Source organism: Bacteroides sp. 519 (assembly GCF_010500955.1).
Lineage (GTDB): Bacteria > Bacteroidota > Bacteroidia > Bacteroidales > Bacteroidaceae > Bacteroides.
On the sequence record NZ_QVMJ01000007.1, the window covers coordinates 12,901 to 36,472 of the forward strand.

Consider the following 23,572-nt stretch of genomic DNA (forward strand, 5'->3'; position numbering starts at 1 on the left):
AGTTTTGAGTGATGAGTTTTGAGTATTGAGTAATGAGTAGCGATGCCGCATGGTAACTCAAAACTCATTACTCAAAACTCATTACTCATCACTCAAAAATATAGTCCAAACCCAATTTTCAAACCAAACTTAGACAAATCACCATCGTCTGTATTCAATTTACAATATACAGCTGGCTCTAATGTTATGTTTCGGGTAAGGAAAAAGGCATAGCCTACCTGAGCGTTCACATTAAAATAGGTATCAAGGCTTTTTTCTTTATTCACATCGAATCCTGCACCAACGTACAAACCGTTATTGAAATAATATCTACCACCAACACCTGCCGAATATCTGTGATAATTATCTCTGGCTTCGGCTCCAACACCAACCAATAAAGCAAAATTATCAATCAGAAATGCTCCTGCTTCCAAATCAACACCTAACTTCATTTTAGTGTCTTTGCTATAACTTAAATCTAATCCTGTTATTGAAGGATTAATAAACCATTTTCCCTCACCAAAAGGTTTCGATTGTGCAACAGAACTCATTGCCAATCCTAAAAATGCCAATAGTAGTAATGACTTTTTCATGTTAATTGTTTTTTTCTTGTGAATTATTAAACACGTCGTTTTCTCGTTTCTCTTTCAGCTGTTCTTTTTTACGCAGAACTATCCATAACACAAAAACAATAACATAAGCTACTGCTAAGGTTATGTATTTCTCCGTTTCGGATATCTCTGTATTACGTGGCAGAAAATAAACTGCCATTGCAGATATATAAATAAACAAGGCCAAAGATATCCAAGTGGATTTTTTAAATTTCTTTCTACTCATATTTTTTATTGAATTTAATTCGCCAGATTATATACCATATTAAACTAATTACCACACAAACCATGCCAATAGTATAAGATAATGTTTGCGAAAGTTGGAATCCTTCGGGAGCCATACAGATATAACTAACACAAACGGCTGTCATAAACAAAGCCGGAATCATGGTAATAAGATAGGGTTTATGCTTCTGGGTTAAATATGCGGTTAATGCCCATAAAGTAAATACCGACAATGTTTGATTAGACCATGCAAAGTATCTCCATATAATATTAAAACCTTCTTTATTGCTGATGCTAAACAACAAGATACCAATAGTTACTAAAAATAATGGTATGCAAATTAACAAACGCTTTGATATCGTGCGTTGTTCAATTCCCAGGAAATCGGCAATCATAAGCCTTGCCGAGCGCAGTGCAGTATCGCCTGTAGATATGGGGGCAGCAATAATGCCTAAAATTGCAAGTATGCCTCCTACTGGTCCCAGCCAATCTTTTGATATCTTTGATGCCACATCGGCACCGGTATAAAGCACCTCTTTATCGCCTACTAAATAACTGATACCATTTTCTTTGAAAAAGTATGTAGCAGCTGCTGCCCAAATCAAAGCAACAATGCCTTCTGTTACCATGGCTCCGTAAAACACACGCCGTCCTTGCTTTTCGTGCGTCATGCAACGGGCCATTAAAGGAGATTGCGTTGCATGGAAACCGGATATAGCACCGCATGCTATGGATACAAACATCATGGGGAAGATAGCCAACCCGGTATAATTGATACCGAAGCTTTCGGTAAACTCAGGTATATCAGGACGATACCAGTACAGCATTACTAAAATGCCCACAGCCATAAAAATAAGCGAAGCTGCAAAAAGCGGATATATTTTACCTATTACTTTATCAATAGGCAATAAGGTGGCCAACACATAATACATCATGATAACAATTACCCAAAAGGTGGCATCAAGTGCCTGCGGAGTCATACCGGCTAAAAGTCCGGCAGGTCCTGAAGCAAATACTGCTCCAACAAGGATGAGCAACACAACAGTGAAAATGCGCATCACCTGTTTGGCAGGCAGTCCCAGGTATCGGCCTACTGTCTCGGGTAAACTCTCACCGTTGTTACGTAACGATAACATTCCGGCCAGGTAATCGTGTGTTGCACCTGCAAAGATTGTTCCTACAACTATCCAGATAAAAGAAGCGGTTCCAAACTGCGAACCCATAATTGCTCCAAAGATAGGCCCCAACCCGGCTATGTTAAGAAACTGAATCATGTATATTTTCCATGCAGGCATCGGGATATAATCTACTCCATCGGGATGATCAACTGCCGGAGTTTTACGATCATCGGGTTTGATAATCTTCTCTACAAACCGACCGTAAATAAAATAACCGCCAATAAGTAATAATAAACAGATGGTAAATGATAACATGATTTCTCTTCTTGATTGGGAACAAAAATAGCACTTTACCATGAATTAACATAAAGAAACGGACACTTTTACTAACTTTGTTGTTATTTATAAAAATAGTGTTTAATGAGATTATCTATTTTATTTCTTTTTTTATTTTCGGTTGTAAGTTTTACAGTTGCTCAACCTAAATATGAAGTCAGGGCAGCGTGGGTTACATCGGCCTACGGACTAGACTGGCCAAAAACAAAGGCTACTTCAGCACAAAACATCAATCGGCAGAAAGCAGAATTAATTAACATATTGGATAAACTTAAGGAAGCAAATTTTAACACAGTATTGTTTCAGGTACGTACTACGGGCGAGGTTTACTATCCTTCAAAAATTGAACCGTACAATGCACTGTTAACCGGTCGCCCAAATGGTAATCCCGGATACGACCCTCTTGCTTTTGCTATTGAAGAATGCCACAAAAGGGGGATGGAATGCCATGCGTGGATGGTTACTATTCCATTAGGAAACCGTAAACATATTCAGTCGTTGGGCAATAATACAGTGGTAAAAAAACAATCGTCCATCTGCTTACAATATAAAAACAGCTGGTACTTAAATCCGGGACATCCCGACACTAAAAGGTATTTAATGAGTTTGGTACAGGAGGTTGTTGACAACTACGACATTGATGGAATACATTTTGATTATTTACGATACCCTGAAAAAATTACTAACTTTCCGGACACAAAAGAATACAAAAACTATGGAAAAAGGAAAGATATTAATCAATGGCGCAGAGATAATATCACAGAGATTGTACGTTATTTATATAAAGGAGTAAAAGCATCAAAACGCTGGGTGAAGGTGAGCAGTTCGCCTGTTGGAAAATACAAAGATACTTCCCGGTTCACATCGCGTAGCTGGAATGCTTACCATTCTGTTTATCAGGATGTACAGGCCTGGCTTGCCGAAGGTATTCAGGATCAGCTGTATCCAATGATGTATTTCAGAGGGAATAACTTTTATCCTTTCGCGCTCGATTGGAACGAGCAGGGCAATAACCGGCATATTGTTCCGGGATTAGGTATTTATTTTCTTGACCCCAAAGAGGGCAACTGGAGCAGTGACGAAATTGAACGGCAAATTAATTTCACCCGCAAAAACAAGCTGGCCGGACAAGCTTATTACCGTGTACAATATCTGATGGAAAACACACAGGGTATATATAATGAACTACTTACCAACTATTATACAACTCCGGCTCTTCAGCCGGCTATGTCCTGGCTTGATAATATTGCCCCCAGTGCACCTTCATATATACATGTGAATCAGAATAACGGATATATCCATATAAATTGGGGAGCCTCAACTGATAGCGATAAACGCAACCAGCCTTATTATATATTATATGGTTCGGATACCTACCCGGTAGATACATCTAATCCGCAAAATATTATAGCGCAACGGATACGTAAAACCAATTATCTGTATGCTCCTGTTTTTCCGTGGGAAGAGTACGAATATTATGCCATAACTGCTATGGATAGATATGGTAATGAAAGTGAGGCAATACAGATGAAAAGATAAATTTCATAATTTAATAATCTATTGACAAAATGAAACAAGATTTTGACTACAAAGAAGTTCCCCATGATTACACGCATTGTTTACATGCACAATGTCCTCGTTCGGCCAACTGTTTGCGTTTTCTGGTAACTCAACATGCAGGACCGGAAGTCATTCGTATTCAAGTAATTAATCCGGCTCATGTTATAGGTAAAGAAGAAAACTGTTCCGATTTTCAACCAGATGTTCTGGCATGTTTTGCTTTTGGCATTACACATTTGTTTGATAAGTTGCCTTATTCAACAGCGGTTAAAGTAAGACGGTTATTATTCCTTAACCTCAAGCGAAACACATTTTATCGCATTCAACGAAAAGAACGTTTGATTAACCCGGAAGAAATATCACTTATCCGTGAAGCATTCCGGATGGAAGGTATTAAGGAAGAGCCTGTATTTGATGAACTCATTTATAAATACGACTGGTAATCAAAAACTTACAGTACCAACACTTTTTTGCCTGTGAGAAAAAAGTATCACGCCTGTGGTACAAAAGTATCACAGGCAAGATACAAAAGTGCCACAGGCAAGATACAAAAGTGCCACAGGGAAGATACAAAAGTATCTTAGGGAAGAGTAGCCACCATCTCCCTTAATACACTTACAGCAGTTTCTACATTAGAAACCGATTTAATAATCATTGAACGTTTGCCCTTGTGCTCTCGCAAGTCACTAATCCGGGGATTCTTCATCATGAACGCTATTAGTTTACCAAACGATTCACTTTGATAGTACGGACTATCTTGATTAGACACCAAAAACAATGTCATGCGGCCACCTTTGAGGAATACTTTTTCGGCTCCCAGTCGTGCAGCCAGCCTGCGAAGCGGAACAATGCGCAATAAATCTTCTGTCTCCGGAGGAACCGCACCGAAGCGGTCTTCCAAACGAGAGCGGAAGGCCTCTACATCCTTATCTAAAGTCAAGCCGTCCAGTTCACGATACAACAACATGCGTTCGCTGCTACCTGTTACATAATCGGCAGGTAATAATAGTTCCAAATCACTTTCTACAGTGGCTTCTTCAACAAACTGTTCGCCGCTTATGGTACCATCGGAAGAAATTTCATTTCCATATAACTCGGCAAACTCATTTATCTTAAGTTCCTGAACAGCTTCGGTTAATATTTTCTGGTAGGTTTCATAACCTAAATCTGCAACAAATCCACTTTGTTCTGCTCCAAGAAGGTTTCCCGCTCCGCGGATATCAAGGTCTTGCATAGCAATATGGATTCCACTTCCTAAATCGCTAAAGTTCTCAATAGCCTGTAAACGGCGCCGTGCCTCCTGAGTAAGACTTGCAAGCGAAGGGGCCAGCAGATAACAGAAAGCCTTTTTATTACTACGTCCTACCCTACCCCGAAGCTGGTGCAAATCACTCAGCCCAAATCTATGTGCATCGTTAATAATGATTGTATTGGCATTGGGTATATCAATACCACTTTCTACAATAGAAGTAGCAATTAGAACATCGTAGTCGTAATTTACAAAATCGAAGATCACTTTTTCCAGTTCTGCCGGATCCATTTGTCCGTGCCCAATAACAATACGTGCATCCGGAATGTAATGCAAAATCTTAGTTTTCAGTTCAGTAAGGTTAGCTATGCGGTTGTTTACAAGGAAAACCTGACCGTTGCGACTCATTTCGAAATTAATGGCATCTGTTATTACCTCTTCATCAAATGTATGCAATTCGGTTTGTATCGGATAACGGTTAGGTGGAGGAGTTGATATCACACTTAAATCACGAGCACCCATCAAAGAGAATTGCAGCGTTCGTGGTATAGGTGTAGCTGTCATCGTCAGGGTATCTACGTTTACTTTAAGCTGACGTAATTTTTCTTTCACACCTACTCCAAACTTTTGTTCTTCGTCAACCACCAACAGGCCAAGATCCTTAAACTGTATATCTTTACTCAACAGGCGGTGTGTACCAATCAGGATGTTAATCTTTCCCTCTTTTAAATCGTTGATAACAGCTTTTGTTTGCGCGGCTGTCCGGGCACGACTCAAATAATCTACCCGTACCGGGAAATTCTTCAACCTATCGCGAAAGTTCTGAAAATGTTGATAAGCCAACACCGTAGTTGGTACAAGTACGGCTACTTGTTTATTATCGGTTGCAGCTTTAAAAGCTGCACGAATAGCAACTTCGGTTTTTCCGAAACCCACATCGCCGCAAACTAAGCGGTCCATCGGAATATCCCGTTCCATGTCGTGCTTAACATCAACAGTGGCTTTTCCCTGATCGGGAGTATCCTCATAAATAAAACTGGCTTCCAGTTCGTTTTGCATAAAGCTATCAGGGCTAAATGCAAACCCTTTTTCTTGCCGCCGTTGCGAATAGAGTTTTATTAAATCGCGGGCAATATCTTTTATCTTGCTCTTGGTACGTTCTTTCAGTTTCTCCCATGCACCGGTTCCCAGTTTGTTTAAGCGGGGTGGCTCACCATCTTTACCCTTATATTTCGATACTTTGTGTAAAGAGTGTATCGAAACAAACACCACATCGTCATTCTGGAAAGTGAGTTTCATAACCTCCTGCGTTGTATCGCCATTGGGTAAACGCACCAATCCGCCAAATTTACCTACTCCATGATCGGTATGTACTACATAATCACCGGGAATAAACTGGTTCAACTCTTTCAACGAAAGAGCCACTTTACCCGAACGGGCTTTATCACTTTTGAGGTTATATTTATGGAAACGGTCGAACAGCTGATGATCGGTAAATATACACATTTTCAGGGTATTGTCGGAAAATCCCTCGTGCAGTGTCCGGTCTACAGGGATAAAGTCTATATCATCTCCCCTATCATTAAAAATAGCACGTATTCTATCTATCTGTTTACTGCTGTCACTACATATATATAAGGTGTATCCCTTCTGTATATATTCTTTAAAAGAGGCAGCAACCATATCAAAGTTTTTATGATATACTGGTTGAATGGTTGTATCGAATGTAAGCGTAGCATTCGGTATTCCGGTTGGCTGATTGCCAAATTCCACCCGCAGGAAGTTCAGAGCCTGCCGGCCGAATTGTTCTCCTGTAATTAACAGGTTCTTTAATTTCGATCGTTGAATAGCCAGTTCCTCTATTTCCTCGTCGGCCTTTGCAGCTTCTTTGTGTTCCATTACGTCTTTGTACAGACACTGAATCCGTTCTCGCTGCCAAAGAAAATCTTTCATTACCAGTATCGTATCATCCGGAATAAAATCAAGAAAAGGAGTGTTTTCATTTCCCGAAATGCCCAGATCGGGCACAATAGAAATACTTTCTTTTCCATCTTTAGAAAGCTGTGTTTGTACTTCGAAGGTGCGGATACTTTCTACTTCATCTCCAAAAAAGTCGATACGATAAGGATATTCGGAAGAGAAAGAAAAAACGTCGATAATGCTTCCTCGTACAGCATATTGCCCGGGTTCGTAAACATAATCTACGTATTGAAAGCCGTAGCTACGCAGAACTTCTGTTATGAAGTTTGTATCTACCTGCTCTCCTGTATGAAGTTTTAGTGTTTTGTCCTTCAGTTCTTTGCGCGAAACTACTTTTTCGACCAGCGAATCGGGATAGGTTACAATGCACAATCCTTTTTCTTCCTTCTGTAATCTATTCAATACTTCGGTACGCAGTATTTCGTTGGCTGCATCTTTTTGCCCATATTTAATGGCCTTGCGAAAGGAAGATGGAAAGAACACTGTTTTTTCGTCTCCCAATATTTGCTTCAAATCGTTATAGAAGTATCCGGCTTCTTCCAAATCACTTAGTATAAAAACAAGTGATTGATTTATTTCACCGGCAACAGACGAAAAGAATAAAGAGGCCGAAGAGGCCTGTAACCCACCACAATATATATGGCGTATATCACTATCTGATAGTAACTTTATCAGTTGCTTGTTTGGATGTTTATAATATTCCTTTTGGAGATCGCTAAGTTTCATAACAGAAAAAAGTTTGGGTGGCAACGTGCCACAACGAAGCTCTTCTAACTGAGAAGAACATAATTGGGTGCAAAAGTAGTAAATAATAGGCTCAAAATCTCTATATTTGGCAAACACAAACTGGCATATTATGAAAAAAGCGATCCTCAGCCTCTGTATTTTGCTTAGTACCATAGCCATATTCGGGCAACCTTCATACTCTTCCCGAATAACTTTTTACGGTGCCAATCTATCTGTATCTCCTTCCGAAAACATATGGGTTGCAACCCAATCCGGTTACCTGCTACATACGGAGAGCATCAATAAGTTGTGGAATTTCTGTTCCTTCGGGAATAAATTAAACTACCCTGATGAAGGTAAAGGTACTTTCCAACGAATCACATCTTTTAATAATGACACCTTAATGATATCCGAAAAAGATTTTGTTTGGTGGACAGGTAATAAGGGAGATAGCTGGGAAAAAATACAGTTTGGACATTCTAGTTGGGTTGATGCTTTCTATTATCTCCCAAACGGAAAAGCATGGATGAGTGGTTCTTCGCAATTCATTTATTATACCGAAAACTTTGGGAAAACATGGAAACAATTCGATAAAATAGAGAAAGATGGAAATCTACGTTTTCATACAATCTGTTTTGACGAGGACGAAAAAACTGGGCTGTTTGGCTCTACATGGAATGTAATTTACAAAACAATGGATAATTGCCAAACATGGCAGAAAATCCCAACTCCTTATTCGCAAGGGAAATACAAATGGAAATACAATGAATACTCAGAAACGCGCCCTGAGATAAATAAAATAAAAATTGCAGGTAATAATTATATTACTAGCCAACACCAGCGAATATTTGTTACTCGGAAAGACTCCATTGATTGGATACAATTACCCTTTGTGAGAGATTTTGAAGTAACTGTTAACGGAAACATTTATCTACTTTACAAAGACCATACTGTAGAGTTGCTTGATTGCAATCTTACACCTCTATGGAAATCAAAAGAAAGTTTACCTGAAAATATCATATCTCTTGCTGTACAAAACGAAACACTTTTCTTTCTCACTCCTCACTCTGTAGGAAAAATAAATGAGAAAACTTATCTGGATAAAGAAGCTTTTACTGATGAGTTACCCATTGAAGAGCCTTATCTGCAAGTAACTTTCAGAGGAAATAAATACGGTTTTTCTAATAAAGATATTTTGCTGTATGAAAAGGATAAATGCAAATGGAAGCGGCTTTTCTCTGGTAGTTTCATTATTGGAGATGCCACTGTTTACAAAGGTAATGTTATAGTGACTAACAACGATTTAACAAAACACTACATATTAAACCTTGAAGAAAAGCGATTACATCCTTTTTCCGTCCCCGACAAACTTTTTCCTACCGATGTGCCAATAAAAGAATTCAGTATAGAATTGGGTAGTAGAGGTTGTTTCCATCATGAAACTTCAAGAAGAACATATGTGCGGAAAGGAGACGTATTTAAATCTGATCCCTTAAAAGATACAACCGACAATAAAAATGAAATGCCCATAAGCATTAATGCTACTGTTGTAGAGACTCTGATACATGCTATCGACAGCCTAAAACATGATCGTTTATCATTTTCCGACCTTGAAATATCAGGTGATGATATTCTCAATTATCAAAAAATGATTGATGAAGAATCACAATCAACAGAAGACAGACCACCTCATTTTCTATTTGATGAATTTGAGGTATATACATTTGATGAAAATAGCGATTTCAACTTCTATAGAAACATTGTACCTCTACTTGATAGAGTGACAGATGATGTAATTGAATACATTTTTAATCCTAAACCTAATTTCTGGAGTACCACAGTTTACTGGCGTAAAATAAGCATCTGGTTAGGCAATAGTACATCTTTGGAAATAACAAACAGTGATTATAAACCCAATTTTTATTATTCGCCCTGGACAATAAAATACAATGGGTTAACTTTTAAAATAAATTCTTTTAAAATCGGCAAAATCATAAACGAACTATCAAATGGTTGTTTTCTAAGAAAAAGATATAGGGATAAAAACTATCTGCTGTTTCAGATTGCTGATTATTTTTATCAAAGGGATAATTTACAGTAGGTTCTTTGTTGGATACAGCTCTAACAGGATCAGAATACAAAGATATTGTTGAATAAATATTTTGAATCCATTCTAATATTTATCATAATTTATTCTATTTTTGCATACATAAGAAATGATTCATTGAGCATTCTATTAAAAAAGTCGAATAAATATTATGAAGAACATTCGTATTACCAAAAGTTTTTGCTGTATAATAATACTCCTATTCCTGTTCTCTGTACCTTTTATTTCTGCCCAGAACCCTCAGTTTAAATACGAGAGACGTATCTATTTATGGGATGTTACCTTATCCATGAAAGGCTATCAAGGTAACACACCCAATATATACGATGAAGTAGTAAAAGCCATCAAAACAGATATCAACAGTATTGCCGATGAAGATACCGAAATTATAGTACTTCCCTTTCAGGTAAGCATATTGGAAGAATGGAGAGAAAAAGCTACAGAAGAAGGAAAAAGAAATATCATCCAGAAGATAGAAAAATACAAAAACGATAAAATCACCAATACAAACATCTGCTACCCATTAAGTAATATAATGCAGAAATACCTAAGCAATGACAAGCGGAATGTACTGTTATTACTCACCGATGGTAAACACACACCCACAGCCGAATACCCTAAAGATTGCTTGATTGAACTTATTCGTAGCTGGTGTGAGTTTGCTTCCGAAACCGACTCGTATGCTTTTTATGTTATGCTTACCCAATTTGCCAAAGACGAAGAACTGATTAGAGTTATTAGCGAAACATGCAGAATAAATGCTGTAGAAGGCACCAATATAAACTTCATAGAACTTTATCCTTACACCATTGGCAAATACAATATTAAAGATGATGAGGGAAAAACATGGATGGCAAAAGTAGAATGTAAAAAACACGTTCGCATACCCGATGGCATAAAGATAAAACTGAAAGCAATTGATGATAAATACTTTGATGTAGATACAATTGTTGACCTCAGGGATAATAACTTCAAGTTTAACCTGCGTCAACGGTATACATACGAAGAATTGCAGGAACTGCTACCTCATGAAGAGAACAGGCATGTACGAATTGCCATATCTATAGCAAACCAACAAGACTTCCCTCTGGTTTCTTTATTATTGGACGAAATTGACTTTGAATACGTTTACAAACCCGAAAAAACACTCAAGATATATGTACAGGACTAAATGGTTACCCGCATTATTACTCGTTTTTCTACTCTTTTCCTGTAATAGCGAAAAAACAGATAACTCTACTCTTTGGGGTGAAACAACATATTATTCTAACTTTCTTTTCTATAAATACGATCCTGTAATTATGGAAAAAACATTGCGGCTGGAATTTAACAACAATGCACGTTCGGTTACTGGTGTAAAACTTGGTATCTTCGAAAAAGATGATAAAGACAAACTACAGCCTGTTAAACAAGGCATCCGGCTTTACAAGAACGGAGAGCCCTGTTCTGGTAACGAATTTACAGTATCGGGCAATGAAGAAGAAGCAAGAATCGGAATTGAATTCCTATCCGATGCACGTGAAGGAATACATAAATGGTATTTCAAAGTAATAGACGATGGAGGACTGGATCGAATTAACGACTCCGAAATATCAGCAGAGCCCAAACCTGTACTTCTGGAACTGCGGGCAAAAAAGGCAGATATATGGAATCCACTGGCACTTACATTTACATGGTTGCTTATTATCCTTGTAGCCATATTACTGTTATGGATGCTGGTTTTACGCAACCTTGTTTATCCACGATTCAAAGTAGGAGCATTTACTGTAACCGATCCTTATTACAGCATGCGCCGCTTACGGGGATGTTATAAATTGGTATGCACCAGTAAACCGGTTAAACAATCTGCCCTAAGCAAATTATTTAAAGGTACTGTTATATACGAGGTTAATCCTTTCTGGACAAAAGACTGGGTTATTATACCCCGCGACTCTTCGTCTATAAAGCCAATCGGTACACCAGAGTACACATTCGAGCCTTACACTGTGAGCCTGCGCAAAGCTACAGAATACAAGGTTACCAATAACAAAACCGGAGAAAAATTGATACTAATAATAAACTAAATAGAACAACTTATGGCTACAAAACTAAGAAGGTGTCTTTACATCGGTCTGGGAGGCACCGGCATGAACGCCCTGCTGCATACCAAGAAAATGTTTATAGAAACTTATAACGGTAAAGTGCCACCAATGATCGGCTTTCTGGGAATTGACACCGATGGTGGTGCATACAAAAAAACACTAGACTCAAAGTACGGGGCAGTTTCACTGTCGCCCTACGAACAACGTTCTATAGCGTGTCGTGATGCAAAAGCTATTTACAACCTGCATAAAGACGAACATTTTACATGGATGCCCGAAGAAAACGAAGGGGCTATTGTAGCCATGGAAATCGGTGCCGGACAGGTAAGAACAAACGGACGACTGGCCACAATTATCAACAGCAGTCATGTAGAAACTTCTATATTACAAGCACTTAACAACATACAAAAAAGCACTCATTCGGATAACCGCGAATACGAACTTCTATCTAATAATGTAGAGATACACATGGTGTTTTCCATTTGTGGCGGTACAGGTTGTGGTGCATTTATTGATTTGGCTTACTTAATTCGCCGGGTAGCTCCACAATGTAAGCTTACCGGCTATGCTGTGATGGCAGATGTGTTTGAGTCTATGGTTCCTTCGGGTCCGGCTATGGCCAAAGTGAAACCTAATGCCTATGGTGCCGTTATGGATCTGGATTGGTTGATGCATCTTCGTCCCAGTTCTCCTCCTATCAAGTTTGATTACATTACACATACCATGCAGGTAAGCGAACGCCCGTTCAATGCAGTAATGTTTATCGATAACAAGAACGAGAACAATGATGTATACACCCATGCCGACCAGTTAACCGAAATGATTAGTCTGGCCCTTGTTATCGCCGCCGGACAGCTATCTGTTGCTGCTGCCAGTGTAAGCGACAACATCGAGAAGTATTATGCCGACGGGTCTATGGATATAGCCGACAAAAAAGCATGGGCGGCAGGTATGGGAGCCTGTGAAATTGTATTCCGAGGCAAAGATCTCTCCGAAATATATGCTATTAAATCGGCTCAACGCATCATTCAACGATTGATGAATGGTTGTAACGATGTTGATACCATTATAAACAACTGGATAGATTCACCCGAAGTAAACATCCGCGAAAACAACGGCCGGGATGATGTTATTGATTTCATCTTAAAAAAAGAGCCCAAAATACCAATGGTATCTATCAATGACCCATTGAATGCCAAACCCGAAACAGATATGTATATTGCGTCTGCCATGCCGAAGGACGATGCGGTTAAAGGTAAAATACAAGAACTTTCGGAAAGAATTAAAAAAGAGTTTATCTCATTATTAATTAAACAAATCAATCAGGAATGCGGACTAAGCAATGCAGAAGACATTATATTAGGGCTGCAAAAGCAACTGCATGTATTCCTGAAAGAGATGAAAGAGGAACTGGAAACTTTCGAAAACACCAAAGCCTCCAAACAACAAGCCATAGAAATAGCTGTAGACAACCTTTCGCAACTGGAAAGAAAGATGTTTGTAATTGGTAAATCAGGCAAAAGAGAAAGTTTGATTGAAGATGTTATTGCTGCTACAATGTTATATACTATTTCCGAACGCGAAATCATCCGTCGCCGGGCAGCCATTACTTTCTATACCGGGTTGCAAGCTACATTAATGGATGAATATACCCGCGTTGGAAATATCAAACGTTTGCTACTCACCGTCAACACAGACCTTACTACCCGGTTGGCCGAGGTTCATAACCTGGTAGGAAAGAAGTCACAGACCTTTATGATTGACTTGGTAGGCGAAGCCGCAAAAAATGTATATGTTGAAGATAATGAACTGAACATACCCGAATTTGTTCGGAAGCTCAACCTGCCAAACAGTCTTTACGATCTTGATGGAAAAGATGTGGCCGATGTAAAAGCCGCCTTATTCTCGTACACTGAAAACCTTACCATTGCTAAAAAGTGGGAGAAAACCACCATTGACGACATTATCGACAAAATGCCCGAGGATGAATTCGAGCATCTGATGCGTATGGCAATCAACAAGGCAATGCCGTTGTTCCGGAAAGATTATCAGGGACACATACCAGGAACTCAACTGTATGAAGGATACTTTGTAGGTGTACCCGATAAAGGCAACAGCCGTTTCACTCGTAACGATGCTTTCAAGAACAAACAACAGGGTGCTACTTCCATTGACTTTATATCGTTGGGGATGGATGATCATATCATCATCTACCGTCAGATTGGTGTTATACCTGCTTATGCTATTGCATCTTTAAAAACTTACGAAGAAAAATACAATAACTGCCGTACCGTATGTCATTTCGACAAGAATGTTCTTATCCGCATGAACAGAGAAGAATACTCGCTAATGCCAAAACAACAAGACGATGATACTTTGGAACTGTGGATATATGGATTAATCTTCGGGTTGATAAAGAACGAAGATAACTCTTATTATTACAAAAGTCAGTTGAATGGCGATCCTTTGTTCGACAACTGGGTTAAGATGGGTATTCAGTACAGAGACGAAGCTTTTGAATACTTCAAACACAACAAATCGAGCATCCGTAGGGAATTCAACGAACAGATTGAAGATGAGCAACGTAGTAAAGGTTTAGATGCTATGCAAGAATTGAAAGCAGACGTTAAAGCCAACTACCTTGAAAAATATTCTCAGATCAATATGTCAAGAGAAGAACTTACCAAGCGTGGAAATGAGAACATAGCCGATTTAATCCGCAAAGAGTTGATGTTTGTACAAAAGAACTTATAATTTATGCGACATTCTGTTCATTTAATGTTCGGTAGCGAATTTGAGAAAGCAATACGCGAACTTAAAATATACATTATCAAGTATGGGGAAGAAGAAATTTCTCCATACTTTACCGCCTTGCTTTGGGAGAAAGAAGATAACGGAACTGTTAACCTCTCTTCCATTCAGGCAATAGCCGAAGATCCGGATGCCCCCTTTGTATCAGGTCTGCAAAATCACTATACGGTAGACAAGAACAAGGAGGGAACATTTCCGGCAAAAGAACAGAATGTACATATAATACACTATTTTGATACACTGTACCGGAATACAATAACCATTAATAATCCGGGAGATTTTAAAAGCCTGCATCTATGCATCTATCTCCCGCTTTATGATTATCAGGCCTGGCAGCAATGCAAGGAACTTATTGACATTGTAAAAGGGCTCTCCATCAGTTATCAGATTGATATAATGGGGCTGGCCGCCGATACTGCCTTTGTGTTTACTCCCGAAGATAAGAAGGAAACACTTGCCGTACAGCGAAAAGATCATACGCAAACAGCAACACGCGTTTTAAACGAAATTATTACTTATCAGAAAGAGAAACAGGGAAATATAGCCAACTTCATACTGTTGCAAAATTGTCAGCGTGACGGTCTTTCCCTCAAATTGGACCTTGAGTCTTTTACCCGTATTATCGGAGAAACCGCATTGTTAAGTATTGAGCATTACGCAAAAATATTTATTCCTGTGCCTACCGAGGAATCTCCCATCAAAGCACTGGGGCTATCCGTATTAAACTTTGACAAATACTACTTTGTGCAATATCTATTACGACGTACCTATCTCCATATAATGGACAGAGAAAAGGTTACTGATGTTAAAGTGGATATAGCTAAAGTTGCCGGCATTACACAAGAAAAACTAAAAAGTAAAACAAAAATTGTTTCGGATTTCTTTGAAAACAAAGTAAAACCGCTACTAAACCAAAAGATTGATCAGGAAAAGATAATCATTACCATCACTCCACAACTCAATGAACTTATTGAAGCAATGAGTGATGATTTACAGTCTTTTATAACAGATACGGAGTTAACTCTACCCGAAAAAAAGGCCACATTGGCTACCTTATTGGGGATGGACGATCCTTTGTTAACCGGCTATGCCTTCAACCAGTCGCAACTGGTTATTGACGATCTGGACATGGAAGCTGCGGGCATTTTCATTGATGCCAACAACGCTTTAAGAAATACTGAATTGCCGGAAAGAGCGGTGCTTTCGGAGTCGGAAGATGTACACTTACCTCTAAAGGAAATAAAAAACATCCGGGAAGAGTTGCGGCAGTCTACTACCTTTATTCGGGAAAAAGAAGAACAACTGGAAAAAATTAAATCTCAGAAGGAAGACTCGGAAAAGGCCGATCAACGACTTACCGAAGATGGTTTCTTTATTTACGAAGGACGCAAATACCGTTTGCAACCCAATGTTATAAAGGAGCAACCGTTGGCCGATACTTACATGCCAAAGAAACTTAATTCCGGAAGTATTGATTTACGATCTGGTTTTACTGCAATAAAAGACCAGGGCTCGCAAGGAGCATGCTCGGCTTTCGCAATGGTAGGTATCTATGAATATATCCTGAAAACCAATAAAGCTTCCGATCCGGATTTAAGCGAAGCATTTGTATATTACAATGCCCGTAAAAAGAATGAAAAGCAACATTTGGACGAAGGGTCTAATTTTTATGACAGTATTGCATCTTTAATGATTGAAGGTGTATGTACCGAAAAGAAATTCCCCTACTTGAAAGAAGTATTCAACCAAGAGCCTCCGGTTGAAGCTTATGAAGACGGAGCCACACGATTGGTTAAGAAAGCCATGAATGTCAATGTCAATCTGGACGATATACGCTCGGCATTAATTGAAGGTTATCCTGTAGCTATTTCCATGAAACTGTACGACTCTTTCTCTGCCGACACTACCGGATTTGTTTTCCGCCCAACCGAAGAAGAGATAGCTTCGGGCACATATGGAAACCATGCAATGATTATCTGCGGTTTCAGTGATGAAAAGAAAGTTTTTATTATCCGCAACTCATGGGGAACCTCTTTTGGCGAGAACGGCTATTGCTATTGTCCGTATTCTTATGTTGCCGATAAAGAATTACTGAACATGGCTTGCATAATAACCGAAGTAGGTTCCGGATTTACTGCCACAGGCACAACCGGAGAAAAGAAAATGCAACTATACTTCGATACTACGGATGCCAACATAAACTATTCGATCACCAAGAACCTGATTGAAGAAGAAAAATACCGCGTACAAGTTCTTTCGGGATTAGACAACAGATACAGGCAAACGTATTACTCTATCATGGGTAAACTGGGAAACAACAGCCTACGCAAACGTCTTATTACCGGAACTGAAGAACGTTTACAGGAAGAAGCAGAAAACTTTCTGCAACAAAGAACGGTAGCACAAGTTGATAAGGATAACGCACTTTATGAGTTTAAGAAACTCACCCGGCATACTGGGGTTTATATTATTTCGGGTGTTCTTTTCATCTGGGCTGTATTGATACTTATGTATTCTATCTTTACATTCAAAGAAGTGGTAAGTGCCAACTCAACATGGTACTGGTTGGCTGCCTCTCTATTATTGATAGGGCTTCTGTTTCTGTACTTTCCCTATAGAAAAAAGAAATACCGCCTGCTTAAGGAAGAATGGGAAGCAAGAATCACGCAACTGGGTGTTCAGGCTGATAAGAAAAAAAGAGAAGCCGAAACTGTAAGACTGCGCATGCACCTTGCAGGTATGGTGCTTGATCGTTTATTTAATTTGCAAGACCGTTTGAAAAGTAAATACGCCGTTATGCAATCTTTCCTTGGAAATTTGGTTACGTGGTATCAGGAAGAGGAAAAAGGAATAAGTACAATGGACTCAACTACCAAAGATCCCTTTATTTCACTTATTTCCAACGATGTGCTTGATAAGTATTTCGAAAAGAATAAAACACTCATTGCTGCCGATCTGAAATTATCTGGCTTCCTTACCAGTTATACAATTAATGAAGAAGGTATCCAAACGTTTAAGAAACAAATTAAACAGTCTGTCATTAAATCCATTCTTAATGTAATTGATGACTTCAAAATATACAGTCATATATCGCAGGAAAAGGATTATCCCTATTTGGATAATAAATACGCCAGCATAGATAAGCTTTTACCCATACTGGACGAAAAGTCAAAAGTATTTGTGCAACTTACTATGGAATCTGTAATGGAGAGCCCGCATAAAGTTGTATTTATCCGCACAGATGAACAGCGGGAAAAGAATAACTGGAGCAACAAGTATCCTTTGTTATTTATTGTCAGTCCATCATCGGAAAGGCTTCATTCACGATATAAAATTATGGTTATCAGGGTTATGAATCTGGATGTAGCGGATGTTATGATTGCACAGTGAAGGTATTTCACAATTCAAATTTAGCAAAAATATACTTCAACAACTGATCATCAATATCCTGCAAAGGTAATTCCGCTATTAAATAAGGCGGATATCCTTTGCCAGAATATACCACATCATATTTTTCAACTTCTTTATTACGTATCCTCAGTAAATAAACTTTTTTACCGTTACAGCAGTAAAAGTCTATTTCAATTGCATCAGGTACCGGATTCGGAATTTGGTGAACATCAATTATTTTCCATTCATCAAATTGTCGGTCGTAACCACCCTGATAAGTTGCTCTTTTCTCGAACTCTTTGATTTCCATTTATTTGCGTTTTACTTTTTGACTATTTCCCTTATAATAATCTACTTACAAACTTAAATAAAATCTTCGATTTATATGGCAGAACACTAACGTTTTCAACACACTTTTCTCCCGGTAGGATAAAGCTTTTCTCCTACCGGGATGAAATATGGTGAAAGATAAAGTTATTCCGGCCAATGAGTATCATCCGTATTGGTTACATCCTTTTCTTCTATCAGTTCGCCATCAACCGAGAAATAGAGGTCCATTTCCTTGTTACCCTGTTCAACTTCAATAACATACCGGGTTGCTTTCGACGGATATTCAAGCATATCCACATCGTCAACTCTCCATGTGCTGTATTCGCTGGCTTCTAAAGCAGTAAGTACAGCTGTTGGTAAATCAGTTTTCAAGAGTTCGGTCTCAGTCATAATCCATTTAGCTGCTCCATCAAACCACACATCAAGGTCTTTGTTACCAACATAACAATCGGCAACATAATAAGCTTTTGCCCTCTCCCACTCTATTGCTTTTGCATCGGGAAATTTAGCACTTAGTGCTTCTGTAAAAATCTGATCCGGTTTTAAATCGTCATCGTCACTACATGAAGTAAAAACAAACAAAGTTGTTGCTAACAAGGCCAAAGCCAAAAATTTAAGTTCTTTCATAATTTAACTGGTTTTATGTGAATGAAAAGTATTTAATCATCTAATCTTTTAAACGTTCCGTTTTTATCAAATTTCAAACTAAGATCATTATTCAGTTCTACCTCATATCCGTACCTGTCGCGTTCAATCTTAGTTATGAAGTTATTAGCGAAATTGTTGTTTGTATACTCCCTGATTTTCAGAGGAATAATATTGGCTGGTACTTCCTGCCTTTTTGTATCAACCTCTTTCCAGTTTCCTTTACTGTCAAACTCAATTTCTACACCATTAGTCAACACTACCTCATATTGCTTATACAATATAAATTCATCATCAATCTTAATATAAGACACTTTCGACTCCGGAAAATGCCGGCTTATAAAATCACGGGCCTCTGTTGGCAGTCGTTTTTCGTCTTGTGTAACAATCTCTTTGGCATTCATAAATGGCACAACCATCATCGCCATTATTAATGTAAACAATACTTTTTTCATAATTATTTGTTTTGTTACTGCAAAGAACAACATCAATTCGGGAAAGATTTGGGAAAAAACTATGTTATGGAGTTTTTTTGTTTTTTTATATCTTTCCTCTATAAATCGAAAATTTTATCTAAGTTTGCAGTGAATTTTGCAAAACCTCAATTTAACAACAAAACATCATGATTTTTTTCTTCAGAACTTCTCCCGGGAATGTAATTGCAGTTGAAAGCAATAACACACTAAATCAGGAAGATAACAAGAAACTTTGTTGGCTTTTCGGCAATGCCGAAACAGAAAAAGAAGACAACCTACATGGTTATTTCATTGGTCCCCGCAAGGAAATGATTACACCATGGAGCACAAATGCTGTGGAAATCACCCAAAACATGGGGCTCAATGATATTACACGCATAGAAGAATACTACCCTGTAAGGGATGAAAATGCAAGCTATGACCCAATGCTGCAACGTATGTATAAAGGATTGGATCAAAATATATTCACCACGAACCGCCAGCCGGAACCTATTCTGTATATCGACGATCTTGAATCGTATAACGAGCAAGAAGGTTTAGCCTTGTCGCAAGAAGAAATTGACTACCTTAAAAAGGTATCAACTGATTTAGGACGGAAACTTACCGACTCTGAAGTTTTTGGATTTGCACAAATAAACTCGGAACACTGCCGCCACAAAATATTTGGAGGTACATTTATTATTGATGGACAAGAGATGGAATCTTCTCTTTTCCAAATGATAAAGAAAACAACACACGAAAATCCCAATAAAATAATCTCGGCATATAAAGATAATGTAGCCTTTGCCGAAGGACCGGTTGTAGAACAGTTTGCCCCAGCCGATCATTCTACTTCGGATTATTTTATAATCAAAGATATCAAAACTGTAATCTCGCTTAAAGCAGAAACCCATAACTTCCCTACAACTGTTGAACCATTCAATGGAGCCTCTACCGGAACCGGTGGCGAGATACGCGACCGTATGGCAGGTGGAAAAGGATCGTGGCCTATCGCAGGTACTGCGGTATATATGACATCCTATCCACGCACCGAAGAAGGCCGCGAGTGGGAAGAGTTATTGCCTGTACGCAAATGGTTGTACCAAACACCCGAACAAATACTTATCAAAGCATCTAACGGAGCTTCCGATTTCGGAAACAAATTCGGTCAACCGCTCATCTGCGGATCGGTGCTTGCTTTTGAACATCAGGAAAACAATACTTTCTATGCATACGATAAAGTAATTATGCTGGCCGGAGGTGTTGGTTATGGTACACAACGCGATTCATTAAAAGGTAAACCCGAAGCCGGAAATAAAGTAGTTGTTATTGGTGGCGATAACTATCGTATTGGCTTGGGAGGTGGTTCGGTATCGTCGGTAGACACCGGCCGTTATAGTAGCGGCATTGAATTGAATGCCGTACAGCGTGCCAATGCCGAGATGCAAAAACGTGCCAACAACGTTGTACGTGCACTGTGCGAAGAAGACGAAAACCCAATTGTATCTATCCACGACCACGGTTCGGCCGGACACGTAAACTGTTTGTCGGAATTGGTAGAAGAAAGCGGCGGTCTTATTGATATGAGCAAGCTCCCTATTGGAGATAAAACCCTATCGGCCAAAGAGATCATTGCCAATGAATCGCAGGAACGTATGGGATTACTCATTAAAGAAGATGCCATTGATTATGTACGCAAAATTGCCGAACGCGAACGTGCACCAATGTATGTAGTTGGCGAAACAACCGGCGATCATCGTTTTGCTTTTGAACAAGCTGATGGAGTTCGCCCATTCGATCTGTCGGTAGACCAGATGTTTGGCTCTTCACCCAAAACATATATGAGAGACAATACTGTGGAACGTCATTACGACAACCCGGTATACGAAACCTCTAAATTACATGAGTATCTTACCAATGTGCTTCAACTGGAAGCTGTTGCCTGTAAAGACTGGCTCACCAATAAGGTAGACCGCTCGGTGACCGGAAAAGTTGCCCGCCAGCAATGTCAAGGCGAACTTCAGTTACCATTGAGCGACTGTGGTGTAGTTGCCCTTGATTACCGTGGCGAGAAAGGTATTGCAACCTCCATCGGACATGCTCCGCAGGCTGCCCTTTCCGATCCGGCTGCCGGTTCTGTACTTTCCGTATCCGAAGCATTAACAAACCTTATCTGGGCACCGCTTGCCGAAGGTCTTGATAGCGTTTCGCTCTCGGCTAACTGGATGTGGCCCTGTCGCTCTCAGGAAGGAGAAGATGCCCGTTTGTACACTGCTGTTAAAGCACTGAGTGATTTCTGTTGCTCACTTCAAATCAATGTTCCCACAGGTAAAGACTCTTTGTCTATGACTCAGAAATACCCCGACGGTAGCAAAGTAATTTCTCCGGGAACTGTTATTGTTTCGGCTGGTGCCGAAGTATCGGATATCAAGAAAGTTGTATCTCCGGTGCTGGTTAACGATAATAAAACTACACTTTATCACATTGATTTCAGTTTCGATACATTGAAGCTGGGTGGTTCGGCTTTTGCCCAATCACTGAATAAGATTGGTGATGAAGTTCCAACCGTTAAAGATGCAGAGTATTTCCGCGATGCATTCCTTACCGTTCAGAAACTGATAGACATGGGGCTTATTCTTGCCGGTCATGATATCTCGGCTGGTGGTATCATTACTACCTTGCTCGAAATGTGTTTCGCTAATGTTGAAGGCGGATTGGAAATTAACTTCGATAAAATAAAAGAAGAAGATATTGTAAAAATCCTCTTTGCCGAAAATCCAGGAATTGTTATTCAGGTAAAAGACAAGAATAACGATGAGGTTAAGAAGATACTGGAAGATGCAGGCGTAGGTTTTATAAAAATAGGTAAACCAACAGACGAACGTCATATCCTTGTTTCAAAGGGCGATGCTACTTATCACTTTGGTATTGATTATATGCGCGATGTTTGGTATTCGTCCTCGTATCTGCTGGATCGTAAACAATCTATGAACGGTTGCGCTAAAAAGCGTTTCGAAAACTACAAGATGCAACCGGTAGAGTTTGCATTCCCTCCACAGTTTACCGGAAAGTTATTACAATATGGCATATCAGCCGATCGTCGGACTGCCAGCGGTGTGCGTGCAGCCATCATCCGCGAAAAAGGAACCAATGGAGAGCGTGAAATGGCTTATGCACTTTATCTGGCCGGATTCGATGTAAAAGATGTTACCATGACCGACCTTATTAACGGACGCGAAACATTGGAAGACATCAACATGGTAGTATATTGTGGTGGTTTCTCTAACTCGGACGTGCTTGGCAGCGCCAAAGGATGGGCAGGTGGATTCCTCTTCAATACAAAAGCCAAAGAAGCATTAGACAAATTCTATGCTCGCGAAGATACATTGTCATTGGGTATTTGTAATGGTTGCCAGTTGATGATGGAACTGAATCTTATTAATCCGGAACACGAGAAGAAAGGTGCCATGCTACATAACGATTCGCATAAATTCGAATCATCGTTTATTAATGTGGTTATTCCTACCAACCGTAGTGTTATGTTTGGTTCGTTAAGTGGTAGCAAACTTGGTTTGTGGGTAGCACATGGCGAAGGCAAATTCTCATTGCCGTACGAAGAGGATAAATACAACGTAGTTGCCAAATACAATTACGATGAATATCCGGGTAATCCCAACGGCTCCGACTATACTATTGCTGCACTGGCAAGCGCCAACGGCAGACATCTTGCAATGATGCCTCACCTTGAGCGTGCCATCTTCCCCTGGCAAGCTGGTTGTTACCCTGCCAACAGAAAAGATAGCGACCAAATTACTCCATGGATAGAAGCATTTGTAAATGCAAGGAAATGGGTTGAGGAAAAAGCTGGCAAGTAACTAACTGTCAATTCGTATAAAACCTCTTATAAAGGGGTGTGTTAAAAGAACTTCACTTTTAACGCACCCTTTTTTGCTTTTAAAAAAAATTGTT

15 protein-coding genes are annotated in these 23,572 nt (G+C 39.3%); 8 read left to right on the top strand and 7 right to left on the bottom strand.

The genetic code is table 11. The features are described 5' to 3' along the window. Nucleotides 1-92: 92 nt before the first annotated feature. From D0T85_RS08305 to D0T85_RS08315, 3 genes are read right to left on the bottom strand one after another with little or no spacing between them, the layout of a single operon-like run. Entirely contained in the window at nucleotides 93-572 is a 480-nt protein-coding gene (locus D0T85_RS08305; protein WP_163212155.1) for a hypothetical protein, read from the bottom strand. A gap of 1 nt (nucleotide 573) precedes the next feature. Then, nucleotides 574-816: a hypothetical protein gene (locus D0T85_RS08310; protein ID WP_163212170.1), complete on the bottom strand. Its 243-nt coding sequence runs from the start codon at nucleotides 814-816 to the stop codon at nucleotides 574-576. Then, nucleotides 809-2,248, bottom strand: coding sequence for a carbon starvation protein A (locus D0T85_RS08315; protein ID WP_163212172.1), 1,440 nt, complete (start codon nucleotides 2,246-2,248; stop codon nucleotides 809-811). Before D0T85_RS08315 ends, D0T85_RS08310 begins: the two co-directional genes overlap by 8 nt. Before the next feature lie 105 nt (nucleotides 2,249-2,353). On the opposite strand from D0T85_RS08315, the gene D0T85_RS08320 reads away from it, so the two are divergent. Then, nucleotides 2,354-3,808 carry a glycoside hydrolase family 10 protein gene (locus tag D0T85_RS08320; protein WP_163212175.1) on the top strand — a complete coding sequence of 485 codons (1,455 nt, stop codon included), beginning with the start codon at nucleotides 2,354-2,356 and terminating at the stop codon, nucleotides 3,806-3,808. 29 nt (nucleotides 3,809-3,837) lie between these two features. Then, nucleotides 3,838-4,272 (top strand): DUF6078 family protein, encoded by a 435-nt coding sequence (locus D0T85_RS08325; RefSeq protein ID WP_163212177.1) that lies wholly within the window; start codon nucleotides 3,838-3,840, stop codon nucleotides 4,270-4,272. 137 nt (nucleotides 4,273-4,409) lie between these two features. On the opposite strand, the gene mfd is transcribed toward D0T85_RS08325, so the two are convergent. Then, on the bottom strand, nucleotides 4,410-7,784 hold the full coding sequence (mfd, locus tag D0T85_RS08330; protein ID WP_163212179.1) for a transcription-repair coupling factor: 3,375 nt from the start codon (nucleotides 7,782-7,784) through the stop codon (nucleotides 4,410-4,412). A 130-nt stretch (nucleotides 7,785-7,914) separates the two neighbouring features. Between mfd and D0T85_RS08335 the strand changes: the two genes are divergently transcribed. The 5 genes from D0T85_RS08335 (at nucleotide 7,915) to D0T85_RS08355 (ending at nucleotide 18,173) form a co-directional block, all read left to right on the top strand. Then, nucleotides 7,915-9,885 carry a hypothetical protein gene (locus D0T85_RS08335; RefSeq protein WP_163212181.1) on the top strand — a complete coding sequence of 657 codons (1,971 nt, stop codon included), beginning with the start codon at nucleotides 7,915-7,917 and terminating at the stop codon, nucleotides 9,883-9,885. Between the two features lie 157 nt (nucleotides 9,886-10,042). Further along, entirely contained in the window at nucleotides 10,043-11,062 is a 1,020-nt protein-coding gene (locus tag D0T85_RS08340) for a hypothetical protein (RefSeq protein ID WP_163212183.1), read from the top strand. Next, nucleotides 11,049-11,954 (top strand): hypothetical protein, encoded by a 906-nt coding sequence (locus D0T85_RS08345; RefSeq protein WP_163212185.1) that lies wholly within the window; start codon nucleotides 11,049-11,051, stop codon nucleotides 11,952-11,954. Before D0T85_RS08340 ends, D0T85_RS08345 begins: the two co-directional genes overlap by 14 nt. 12 nt (nucleotides 11,955-11,966) lie before the next feature. Next, nucleotides 11,967-14,726 carry a tubulin-like doman-containing protein gene (locus D0T85_RS08350; RefSeq protein ID WP_163212187.1) on the top strand — a complete coding sequence of 920 codons (2,760 nt, stop codon included), beginning with the start codon at nucleotides 11,967-11,969 and terminating at the stop codon, nucleotides 14,724-14,726. A 3-nt stretch (nucleotides 14,727-14,729) separates the two neighbouring features. Further along, complete coding sequence (locus tag D0T85_RS08355; RefSeq protein ID WP_163212189.1) at nucleotides 14,730-18,173, top strand: C1 family peptidase; 3,444 nt, start codon at nucleotides 14,730-14,732, stop codon at nucleotides 18,171-18,173. A 7-nt stretch (nucleotides 18,174-18,180) separates the two neighbouring features. On the opposite strand, the gene D0T85_RS08360 is transcribed toward D0T85_RS08355, so the two are convergent. The 3 genes from D0T85_RS08360 to D0T85_RS08370 all read right to left on the bottom strand — a co-directional run bounded on the left by D0T85_RS08360 (nucleotide 18,181) and on the right by D0T85_RS08370 (nucleotide 19,603). Beyond that, the gene (locus D0T85_RS08360; RefSeq protein WP_163212191.1) at nucleotides 18,181-18,483 is read right to left on the bottom strand and encodes a hypothetical protein; all 303 of its coding nucleotides are present in this window, start codon (nucleotides 18,481-18,483) and stop codon (nucleotides 18,181-18,183) included. Between the two features lie 164 nt (nucleotides 18,484-18,647). Further along, complete coding sequence (locus D0T85_RS08365) at nucleotides 18,648-19,130, bottom strand: PepSY-like domain-containing protein (RefSeq protein WP_163212193.1); 483 nt, start codon at nucleotides 19,128-19,130, stop codon at nucleotides 18,648-18,650. A 32-nt stretch (nucleotides 19,131-19,162) separates the two neighbouring features. Continuing rightward, on the bottom strand, nucleotides 19,163-19,603 hold the full coding sequence (locus tag D0T85_RS08370; protein WP_163212195.1) for a PepSY-like domain-containing protein: 441 nt from the start codon (nucleotides 19,601-19,603) through the stop codon (nucleotides 19,163-19,165). Nucleotides 19,604-19,770: 167 nt separating this feature from the next. Here D0T85_RS08370 and purL point away from each other — a divergent pair, with 167 nt between their 5' ends. Next, complete coding sequence (purL, locus tag D0T85_RS08375; RefSeq protein ID WP_163212197.1) at nucleotides 19,771-23,478, top strand: phosphoribosylformylglycinamidine synthase; 3,708 nt, start codon at nucleotides 19,771-19,773, stop codon at nucleotides 23,476-23,478. The last annotated feature ends 94 nt before the right edge of the window (nucleotides 23,479-23,572 follow it).